The following is a 1,897-nucleotide window of genomic DNA, read 5'->3' on the forward strand; positions in this document are numbered from 1 at the left end:
GTAGTACATCTATTCCGGTGTGGATAACTCTTCGTTACCCGCTGGTTTTTCTGCTCTCTTTTTTGTTGTCTTCGCCTTGGCAGAACTGGTCCGGAAGCGCCACGATTCATTGCCCGTTTCAACGATGTGGCAGTGATGGGTGACGCGGTCTAGCAGCGCTGTTGTCAGCTTTGCATCCCCGAACACGCTCGCCCACTCGCCGAAGCTGAGATTGGTCGTGATCGCGACGCTCGTGTGCTCGTAAAGCTTTGAGAGTAGATGGAACAGCAATGCACCGCCGGCCTGGCTGAACGGCAGATAGCCCAGCTCATCGAGAATCACCAGGTCGACGTACATCAGCTTGTGGGCGATCTGGCCTTGTTTGCCGATGGACTTCTCCTGCTCCAGGGCGTTGGTCAGCTCGACGGTTGAGAAGTAGCGCACACGCTTGCCGTAGCGCTGTACGGCTTCGATTCCGATCGCTGAGGCGAGGTGCGTCTTGCCAGTGCCCGGACCACCGATGAACACGACGTTGTGCGCGCTTGCGAGGAACGACAGCTCGCTCAGTTCGCGCACCAGCGCTTCGTCGACGTGTGCCTGCGCGAAATCGAAGCCCTTCAGGTCGCGGTGGGCCGGGAAGCGCGCAGCGGTCATTTGATAGGCGATCGAGCGCACCTGTCGTTCGGCGGTTTCAGCCATCAACAGCTGCTTCATGAAGCGCTCCGGCTCGAAGTCCGTGTGGCGCGACTGCGCGAGCAGCTCCGGCCACGTGCTCGCCATGCCGTGCAGTTTAAGACCCTTGAACTGGGCCGCGATATCGTTAGACATGACGATCCTCCGGTGGGTTGGCGCGCAGCGTCTCGTAACGGCTCACGTCGGCCGCGGGCTCTTCCTTGAGCTGGAGTTTCGTCGTGGCGAGGTTGCCATTCGTGACGGGCGCCTTCAGCCGGCTCAGCACGTTCAGGACGTGCTCTGCGCTGGGGCGTCCTGAATCCAGCGCAGCCTGTACGGCGAGCAGCACCGCATCGAGCCCGTGTTCGCGCACCGCAGCGAGCACCTGCGTCATGACGCGATCGCCGCCCGGGTGTTTCAGCAGATGCCGCTGCAGCAGTTGCAGCGGCTGGGGCATTGTGATGAACGGTGCGCCGTTGCGCAGTGCGCCGGGTTTGCGCTCGACCAGAGTGACGTAGTGGCGCCAATCGTAGAAGGTCATGTGCCGCTCGAAGCTGCGTTCGTGGCGTGCGATCTCCTGGGCGTTGGCGACGACGCTGAGATATGCCGGATAGCAGCGCACGCTCACCAGCTGGTTCGTGTACTCGGTGGGCACGCTGTAGCGGTTGCGCTGGAAGTGAATCAGGCTGGTCGACGAGACTCGCAGGGTCTGCTCGATGTAGCCGTCGAACGGCCGTGGATTGGGCATCAGCCGGGTACGCTCGTCCTGCAGCACATCCTCGACCGTCAGCTCAGGCCACTGCGGGTGCCGCATGTGCCACGCCTCACGACACTGACCAGCGACCCATTCGTTCAGGATCTCCAGCGTTTCCCAGCGCCGTAGCGCTGCTTCGTGCCAGATCTGACGTCGCCGGTCCTGAACGTTCTTCTCGACGATGCCTTTCTCCCAGCCTGCAGCCCGGTTGCAGAACTCCGGCTCGAACAGGTAGTGACTGCACATCGCTTCGAAGCGCGCGTTGACCGCACGCTCTTTGCCGCGACCAACCTTGTCCACGGCGGTCTTCATGTTGTCGTAGATGCCGCGCCGCGGCACGCCGCCGAACGCGGCGAATGCGCGGGCGTGCGCATCGAACAGCATCTCGTGACTCTGTGTGGGATAGGCGACGAGCCAGAACGCGCGGCTGGAGTTAAGTTTGACGTGGGCGACCTCCAGGCGTCGCCGCAGCCCGCCAATAAAAGCGTATTC

Annotated in this window: 2 protein-coding genes; both read right to left on the minus strand. The window is 62.2% G+C overall.

The genetic code is table 11. The features are described from left to right. Positions 1–9: 9 nt before the first annotated feature. Positions 10–807 (minus strand): IS21-like element helper ATPase IstB, encoded by a 798-nt coding sequence (gene istB / locus RZR99_RS32725; RefSeq protein WP_323123816.1) that lies wholly within the window; start codon positions 805–807, stop codon positions 10–12. Further along, positions 800–1,897, minus strand: a 1,098-nt coding sequence (gene istA / locus RZR99_RS32730; protein ID WP_323123817.1) for an IS21 family transposase, incomplete at its 5' end; no start/stop codon positions are given. The genes istB and istA, both read right to left, overlap by 8 nt.

The organism is Burkholderia alba (assembly GCF_034721475.1).
Lineage (GTDB): Bacteria > Pseudomonadota > Gammaproteobacteria > Burkholderiales > Burkholderiaceae > Burkholderia > Burkholderia alba.